We start from the raw sequence: 8,581 nt of genomic DNA, 5'->3' as shown, positions 1-8,581 counted from the left end.
TCCCTTTGACTCTCTAAAGATAAATACTTTTTAAAAGGTCTGGAAGTTTGTAATGCGTCAGCCCTGAAAAGCCATTACTTTTCATATTTTTGACAGCTGTCAAAAAGCTTTACCATATATGTGATAAAGCTTTTCGACTAATATGGAAAAGCTTTTCGACAGCTGTCAAAAATATACTTTTCGATTACTTTTCTACTATCTTTATACGATCAGGCATCCTTTTGCCTGTTTCCTTTGGATTGGCAGATAGTTTTTTTACTTTTGTATGTATTTCATTTTTTGAATAGTTGAGTTTGTAGGTTTATAAATTCTTGTTGAACTTTTACTTCAAAACATAAATAGATAGGGAGTATGAAACGAAGAAACTTTTTCCGTTCGTTGGCTTTGGGTGGAGCTGGAATGGTATTTTCTCCGATAGCAAAAGCTGTTCCGGTGGCTGATGATAAACCGGAAACGAATTTGAAGGATGCGTTGGCTGTTCCACGCACGGCGCAGTCCATGCCGGGTAAGTATCCGGGTAAGGTGGTGAAAGTCAAGAATACGGATTGTATAGTAGATGGGCGTCCGTCGGAAGAGATTGCATACGAAATGTTGAAGACATGCATGCTTGACTTGACGGGTGCATCGGATTTGAAAGCCGCCTGGCTTCAGTTTGTGGGACCGGAGGATGTGATCGGTTTGAAAGTAAACCCGATTGCGGGCAAATTGTTGTCTACTTCGCATGCTTTGACGAAGTCGATTGTCCGACAATTGGAGGAATCCGGTATTTCCCGTCGGCAGATCATTATTTGGGACCGCCGGGAAGTTGATTTGCGAGAAGCTGGCTTTACTGCCGAACAATATCCGGAAATTCGGATCATCGGGACAGAATATCAGGATGAGAATGGCAGTTATGTGAATGCCGAAGGTAAGTTTTATGGAGAAGAACGGGTGGATAAGTCGCAGTTCTTCTTTGTGGATGTAGAAGGAGAATATGATGCTTATACCATGCCGTATATGATTAATGGCGGAAAGTATTCTTATTTCACGAAGATCTGTACGGAGATGGTGACGAAAATCATCAATGTACCGATTCTGAAGAATGCGGGAACAACGATTACCGGCTGCATGAAGAACCTGGCTTTTGGCTCGATTACGAATACAGCCCGCTTGCATGGACAGATGTGGAACGATACTTGTGCTTCGGTTTGTGCTTTCCCTCCTTTACGAGATAAGGTAGTATTGAATATTTTGGATGGAATGATAGGTTGCTTTGATGGCGGACCGGCTGCCAATCCGCAGTTTATTTGTCCGTATCATTCCATACTGGCAGGAACAGACCCGGTGGCTGTTGATGAGGTCGGTTATCGGATGATTCTGGAGAAGCGTATAGCCGAAGGCGTACAGAAAGAGGAAAAGAAAGGTGCACGTGCTTTCCTGGAGATGGCTGAAACCTTAGGTTTGGGTATTGCCAACCCGGAGAAAATCGATTTACATGAGATAAATCTGAATGGATGATGAAAGGATTGCTTTTGACTTGTTTGCTGTGTTTATCCATATCCTGTTTGGAGGCTCAGGAGATGACGGTGAAGCGTGAGCGTGTTTTTACCGGAACCGGACTGTATGGTTATATGAATGGCGGAGCTGAACAGTTTCTGGAGTATGGCGTTACGAAGCTGACAGCTCGCGATTTGGAATATGATGGGGAAGAATATGCATTGGAAATCTATGAAATGCCAACTCCGGAAGATGCGTATGGGATTTATTCGTTACATGTATTCCGTTGTCAACGGGCAGATACATTAGGATGTATTGATTGCCTTTCGCCCTATCAGTTGCAAACGGTATGTGGTAACCGGTACGTTTCATTGGTATTTCCTTCCGGATCAGAGCGGGCAAAGCTGCAGGCAGATGCGGTTTTGCGTCATTTCCTGTCCGGAGAGGAAGCCGAAAAAGTGGAATTCCCGGTCGCATTTCAATCGCTTTCGCCTAAATCCGGTATCTTGAAATTCCTGCGGGGTAAGATCGGCTTGTCGGAAGTCAGTTCTTCTTTGACGCATTTGCTGGAAGGAATCCAATATACAGGTGTCTGGTTTGTTGAAGAAGGCGATCTGTATCGGGCGGTTGTCTGCTTTGAAACTCCAGATCAATTGGAAGCTTTACGGAAAAAATTACCTGCCGGACAGATTCGAAATACAGGGGATCTTTTCCTGGAATGTGTGGGGAAAGAAGACGAAAATGATTCGGAACCTGACGGCTTGTTTGGTTTCTGAACGGAAAGGCTTTTAAATGTTCGTATATTTTAGGAGGGTTTGCCGGGAATATATCTGTTCATTACCGGAAAAAACGTATCTTTGTAGTCTGTTACAGACTTTAAGTTGATAAGTTTATGAGTTGGTAAGTTTGTCAGTTAGGGAGTCAACGGATGAATGTATTTATGAGTTTGCAAGTTGATTCATGATTCAAACTGATTTGTTTCGTGCTTTTAAAACGGATGAATTGAAAAACTCAGGAACTTAAATGCTTAATAACTTGAGAACTTAAAACTATAAATTGATCATATATGATTCTATTCTTTCAATCTCCAACTAAAACGGTGCTGGCCGTAGAAGCTAAGCAAGCGTTTTCACCAGAAGACACAAAGAAACTGGTGTGGCTATTCAGTGGAGCAACACCCGTTGAAACAGAAACCATGAACGGTTGGTTTGTTGGTCCGCGTCGTGAAATGATAACGCCATGGAGTACGAATGCAGTTGAAATAACCCAGAACATGGGTTTGGCCGGTATTAGTCGTATAGAAGAGTATTTCCCGGTAGAGTCGGGCGATGCTGATCATGATCCGATGCTGCAACGTATTTACAATGGACTGAACCAGGAAATCTTTACGATTAGTAAACAACCGGATCCAATTGTTTATATTGATGATCTGGAAGCCTATAACGAACAGGAAGGTTTGGCATTAAGTCAGGAAGAAATCTCTTACCTGAAGGAAGTCAGCGAAAAGCTGCAACGCAAGCTGACGGATAGCGAAGTGTTCGGTTTCTCTCAGGTGAACTCTGAACACTGCCGTCATAAGATCTTCGGCGGAACCTTTATTATCGATGGCGAAGAAAAGGAAAGTTCGTTATTCAATTTAATTAAGAAAACTTCGGCCGAGAACCCGAATAAGTTGGTATCGGCTTATAAAGATAATGTGGCCTTCAACGATGGTCCGGTAGTAGAACAGTTTGCTCCGAAGAGCGGTGATAAACCCGATTACTTCGCGATCAAAGACATCAAGACTGTGATCTCGTTGAAAGCGGAAACACATAACTTTCCGACAACCGTAGAACCGTTTAACGGTGCGGCAACAGGTACGGGTGGTGAAATCCGCGACCGTCTGGGCGGTGGTAAGGCTTCTTTGCCAATTGCTGGAACAGCTGTTTATATGACGGCTTATCCTCGTACGGAAGGCGCCCGTGAATGGGAGAAAGTACTTGATCCTCGTCCGTGGTTGTATCAGACTCCGGAACAGATCTTGATTAAAGCCTCTAACGGTGCATCCGATTTCGGTAATAAGTTCGGTCAGCCGCTGATCTGCGGTTCTGTCCTGACATTCGAGCATGCTGAGAATAATAAGAAGTATGCTTATGATAAAGTCATCATGTTGGCTGGTGGTGTTGGTTTTGCCAATAAACGGGATGCTTTGAAAGGTGATCCGAAACCTGGAGAAAAGGTAGTTGTAATCGGTGGTGACAACTATCGGATCGGTATGGGTGGTGGTGCTGTTTCGTCAGTAAATACCGGACAATATACGAGTGGTATCGAGCTGAACGCTGTACAGCGTGCCAATCCTGAGATGCAGAAGCGTGCGGCTAACGTGATTCGTTCGATTGCCGAATCTGAAGATAATCCGATTGTTTCTATCCACGACCACGGAGCTGGCGGTCATTTGAACTGTCTGTCTGAATTGGTGGAAGCAACCGGTGGACATATCGATATGAGTCAGTTGCCAATTGGTGATCCGACCTTGTCGGCAAAGGAAATCATCGGTAATGAAAGCCAGGAACGTATGGGCTTGCTGATGGAAGAAAAAGACGTAGAACGGGTAAGACGTATTGCTGAACGTGAACGTGCCCCGATGTATGTCGTAGGTGAAACTACCAACGATATGAAGTTTGTCTTCGAACAGGCAGATGGCGTTAAACCGATTGATATCAAGTTGGAATATATGTTCGGTAAGCCGCCTCGTACCATCATGCGCGATCATACGGTAGAAGAAACTTATCAGCCGGTTGTTTACAAAGAATCAGAATTACATCATTATCTGGAAAACGTACTTCAATTGGAAGCCGTTGCTTGTAAAGACTGGTTGACTAATAAAGTGGACCGTTCCGTAACCGGTAAGATTGCCCGTCAGCAATGCCAGGGTGAATTACAATTGCCGTTGAGTGACCTGGGAGCTGTCGCTTTGGATTACCGCGGAGAAGCTGGTATCGCTACTTCTATTGGTCATGCGCCGCAGGTAGCTATGGTAGATCCGGCAGCCGGATCTGTAATGGCGATAGCCGAAGCTTTGACGAATATCGTCTTTGCTCCGTTGACTGATAAGCTGACTGGTGTTTCTTTGAGTGCAAACTGGATGTGGCCGTGCCGCAATGAAGGCGAGGATGCCCGTTTGTATAAAGCCGTACAGGCAGCATCAGACTTTGCTTGTGAGTTGGGAATCAATATTCCGACCGGTAAAGACTCGTTGTCAATGACTCAGAAATATGGAGATGACAAAGTAATTGCTCCGGGTACCGTGATCATTTCTGCCGGTGCCGAAGTGAGCGATGTGAAGAAGATCGTTTCTCCGGTATTGGTTCACGAACGGAATTCACATATTTATTATATCGATTTCTCATTCGATACCTTGAAACTGGGCGGTTCTGCTTTGGCACAGGTATTGAACAAGTTGGGTAATGAAGTGCCGACCGTGAAGGATCCGGAATATTTCAGCGATGCCTTCAATGCTGTTCAGGAGGCAATCGAGAAAGGTTTGATTCTGGCTGGTCACGATATCTCGGCTGGTGGTATGATTACTACCTTGTTGGAAATGTGCTTTGCCAATGTAGAAGGTGGTTTGGAAGTTAACTTGGATAAGATTAATGAATCAGACATTGTGAAGATTCTGTTTGCCGAAAATCCGGGTATCATCGTTCAGGTAAAAGACAAGAAAGCCTTCGAAAAACTGATGATGGATGCAGGTGTAGGCTTTGCCGAAATTGCAAAACCGACCAACGAACGCCATATCCTCGTATCGAAAGATGGAATCCAGTATCATTTCGGTATCGACTATATGCGGGATGTTTGGTATGAATCTTCTTATAAGTTGGATATCAAGCAGAGCGGTAATGTATGTGCCGGCAATCGTTTCGAGAACTATAAGATGCAGCCGCTGGAATTCAAGTTCAACAAGAACTTTACCGGTACGTTGGCTTCTTACGGTATTTCGGCTGATCGTCGTGAACCGACAGGTATTAAAGCAGCTATCTTGCGAGATAAGGGAACCAATGGTGAGCGTGAAATGGCTTACTCAATGTATCTGGCTGGCTTCGATGTGAAGGATGTTCACCTGACTGACTTGGCTTCAGGCCGGGAGACACTGGATGATGTCAACCTGATCGTATTCTGTGGTGGCTTCTCTAACTCAGACGTATTGGGTTCTGCCAAGGGTTGGGCTGCTGGTATCTTGTTTAACGAAAAGGCAAAAGCGGCAATCGATCGTTTCTATGCCCGGAAAGATACCTTGAGTTTGGGTATTTGTAACGGATGCCAGTTGATGGCCGAATTGGAACTCTTGTATCCGGAACACGAAAAGAAACATAAGATGCTGCATAATGATTCGCACAAGTTCGAATCTAACTTCATTACTTTGGAAATCCCGAAGAACCATTCAGTCATGTTCGGTTCTTTGAGCGGCAGTAAGCTGGGAATCTGGGTTGCTCATGGTGAAGGTAAGTTTGATTTCCCGTATGAGGAAAAAGAATATCACATTGTAGCTAAGTATAATTATGAAGGCTATCCAGCTAATCCGAACGGTTCTCCTTGGGCTGTTGCCGGTGTTTGCTCACACGATGGCCGTCATTTAGCGATGATGCCTCACTTGGAACGTGCAATGTTCCCATGGCAATGCGCTTATTATCCATTGGAACACCGGAACGATGAAGTGACTCCGTGGATCGAAGCTTTTGTGAATGCTCGTAAATGGATTGAAGAAAACAAGAAATAAAAAGGTCTTATATATAATAAGGTAAGACTTCTCATACAGAAACCCACGAGAATCGTTTTCAAAACTCTCGAGAATTGAAAACGGTTTTCGTGGGTTTTCTTACACAAAGATCTTTTAGGTCGAATCACCTGAAGAAAACGCTTATGAGTTGATTAATGAGAACACACCCAATAACAAAGGGATTATTGTTCGGGAAAGCCTCTGGAATCATGAATAAGAAACCGAAGATGAGTAAAAGCCACTATATTTTTTCAGAAAAAGAAGAATGGAAAGTTTTGTAATTCAAATAATATACGTACCTTTGCAAGCCGATTATTATCAAATTGTACTAAAAGTTTAGTTCTTAGAACTTTGCATCATCATGTGTCCGGTGGGGCAAAGGGAAAAGATTAGTTTTTTGATTTTATTAATTTATTAAACAATTTAAGCAGTGGATACTTTAAGTTTTAAGACCATTTCTGCAAACAAAGCAACTGTAAACAAAGAATGGGTCATCGTTGACGCTGAAGGCCAGACATTAGGTCGTCTTTGTGCAAAAGTAGCAAAGCTTTTGCGTGGCAAGTACAAACCCAATTTTACTCCTCACGTTGATTGTGGTGATAATGTAATTATTATCAATGCAGAAAAAGTCGTTCTGACAGGTAAAAAGTGGAACGATCGTATTTATTTGAGATACACCGGTTATCCTGGTGGACAGATTGAATACACTCCGGCTGATTTATTAGCAAAAGGCCCGAGTTATCTGTATAGAAAAGTAGTAAAGGGTATGTTACCTAAGAATCGTCTGGGTGCAAAGTTACTGGGTAATTTGTATGTTTATGCAGGAACAGAACATAAACACGAAGCTCAGCAGCCTAAGTCAATTGATATTAACTCATATAAATAATAGCGATGGAAGTAGTAAATGCAATAGGAAGACGTAAAGCCGCAGTTGCTCGCGTGTACGTTAGCGAAGGAACAGGTAAGATTACAATCAACAACCGCGATCTTGCAAATTACTTTCCTTCTTCAATTCTTCAGTTTGTTGTAAAGCAGCCTTTAGCAAAATTGAATGTTGCTGAACAATACGATATCAAGATCAACTTGGTAGGCGGTGGCTTTAAAGGCCAGTCAGAAGCAGCTCGTTTGGGTATTGCTCGTGCGTTGGTTAAGATTAATCCGGAAGATAAAGCAGCTCTTCGTGCAGAAGGCTTCATCACTCGTGATCCTCGTTCTGTTGAACGTAAGAAACCGGGTCGTCCGAAAGCTCGTAAAAGATTCCAGTTCAGTAAACGTTAATTTTGAGTTTGTAAGTTTATTAGTTGATAAGTTTATTAGGTTTATGACTCAAAAACTTAAAAGCTCAAAAACTATAGAACTGAAAGCGAACGTTTAGTATCTAAACCAGCAGGATTCTTTTTGTATGTAGGAATATGGGAAGACTACCTGTGGGTTGTATAAACAAAAGAATGTAAACGATTTAAGAAAAGAAACAATGTCAAGAGTAAATTTTGATCAATTATTAGAAGCAGGTGTTCACTTCGGACACTTAAAAAGAAAGTGGAACCCCGCTATGGCTCCTTATATCTTCATGGAGCGCAATGGTATTCATATCATTGATTTATATAAAACAGTTGCTAAAGTAGAAGAAGCAGCAGAAGTAATGAAGAACCTGGCAAAACAGGGAAAGAAAGTTCTTTTTGTTGCTACTAAGAAACAAGCTAAACAAGTCGTTGCTGATAAGGCTGCTTCTGTAGGTATGCCTTACGTGATCGAACGTTGGCCGGGTGGTATGTTGACTAACTTCCCGACAATCCGTAAAGCTATCAAGAAGATGGCTACGATCGACAAGATGACAAAAGACGGTACATTTGATAATTTGTCAAAGAGAGAAAAATTACAGATCACTCGTCAGCGTGCAAAATTGGAAAAGACATTAGGTTCTATCGTTGACCTGACTCGTCTGCCGTCAGCTTTGTTCGTTGTTGACGTGATGAAAGAACATATCGCTGTTCGTGAAGCAAACCGTCTGGGTATTCCTGTATTCGGTATGGTTGATACAAACTCTGATCCTTCAAACATCGACTATGTAATTCCGGCTAATGATGATGCTACTAAATCAGTAGAAGTAATCTTAGGCGCTATCTGCGAAGCTATGAACGAAGGCTTGCAGGAACGCAAAGCTGAAAAAGTAGATGCTGAAGCTGCTGGTGAAGGAGAAGCTCCGAAAAGAGAACGTAAAGCTAAAGCAGCTAAGAAGGAACGTACCAAGAAAGAAGATGATGAAGCTTTGAATGCTAACATCGCTGGTAAGTTTGCTAAAGATGAAGAATAATTCAATTGAAAATTGATAGTTGACAATTGACAATT

At 42.7% G+C, this 8,581-nt stretch carries 6 protein-coding genes; all 6 read left to right on the top strand.

Annotation, left to right across the window (positions count from 1 at the left end; all coding sequences use genetic code 11):
* Nucleotides 1-351 precede the first annotated feature (351 nt).
* The 6 genes from MUN53_RS14995 (at nt 352) to rpsB (ending at nt 8,546) form a co-directional block, all read left to right on the top strand.
* The gene (locus MUN53_RS14995; RefSeq protein ID WP_243326317.1) at nt 352-1,497 is read left to right on the top strand and encodes a DUF362 domain-containing protein; all 1,146 of its coding nucleotides are present in this window, start codon (nt 352-354) and stop codon (nt 1,495-1,497) included.
* Nucleotides 1,494-2,252, top strand: a complete 759-nt coding sequence (locus tag MUN53_RS14990) for a DUF6599 family protein (RefSeq protein WP_243326316.1) — start codon at nt 1,494-1,496, stop codon at nt 2,250-2,252. Before MUN53_RS14995 ends, MUN53_RS14990 begins: the two co-directional genes overlap by 4 nt.
* A gap of 290 nt (nt 2,253-2,542) precedes the next feature.
* Nucleotides 2,543-6,232 carry a phosphoribosylformylglycinamidine synthase gene (gene purL / locus MUN53_RS14985; protein WP_243326315.1) on the top strand — a complete coding sequence of 1,230 codons (3,690 nt, stop codon included), beginning with the start codon at nt 2,543-2,545 and terminating at the stop codon, nt 6,230-6,232.
* A 430-nt stretch (nt 6,233-6,662) separates the two neighbouring features.
* Nucleotides 6,663-7,118, top strand: coding sequence for a 50S ribosomal protein L13 (rplM, locus tag MUN53_RS14980; protein WP_022456760.1), 456 nt, complete (start codon nt 6,663-6,665; stop codon nt 7,116-7,118).
* 5 nt (nt 7,119-7,123) lie between these two features.
* Complete coding sequence (gene rpsI / locus MUN53_RS14975) at nt 7,124-7,510, top strand: 30S ribosomal protein S9 (protein ID WP_022456761.1); 387 nt, start codon at nt 7,124-7,126, stop codon at nt 7,508-7,510.
* Nucleotides 7,511-7,706: 196 nt separating this feature from the next.
* On the top strand, nt 7,707-8,546 hold the full coding sequence (rpsB, locus tag MUN53_RS14970) for a 30S ribosomal protein S2 (protein ID WP_243326314.1): 840 nt from the start codon (nt 7,707-7,709) through the stop codon (nt 8,544-8,546).
* Nucleotides 8,547-8,581: the final 35 nt, after the last annotated feature.

The organism is Parabacteroides faecalis (assembly GCF_022809355.1).
Lineage (GTDB): Bacteria > Bacteroidota > Bacteroidia > Bacteroidales > Tannerellaceae > Parabacteroides > Parabacteroides faecalis.
This window is presented reverse-complemented; position numbering and strand designations above follow the sequence as displayed.

What these genes read in the sequence shown, in the direction of transcription:
- MUN53_RS14995 (WP_243326317.1), top strand. Translation starts at nt 352, where the DNA reads ATGAAACGAAGAAACTTTTTCCGTTCGTTGGCTTTGGGTGGAGCTGGA.
- MUN53_RS14990 (WP_243326316.1), top strand. Translation starts at nt 1,494, where the DNA reads ATGATGAAAGGATTGCTTTTGACTTGTTTGCTGTGTTTATCCATATCC.
- purL (WP_243326315.1), top strand. Translation starts at nt 2,543, where the DNA reads ATGATTCTATTCTTTCAATCTCCAACTAAAACGGTGCTGGCCGTAGAA.
- rpsI (WP_022456761.1), top strand. Translation starts at nt 7,124, where the DNA reads ATGGAAGTAGTAAATGCAATAGGAAGACGTAAAGCCGCAGTTGCTCGC.
- rpsB (WP_243326314.1), top strand. Translation starts at nt 7,707, where the DNA reads ATGTCAAGAGTAAATTTTGATCAATTATTAGAAGCAGGTGTTCACTTC.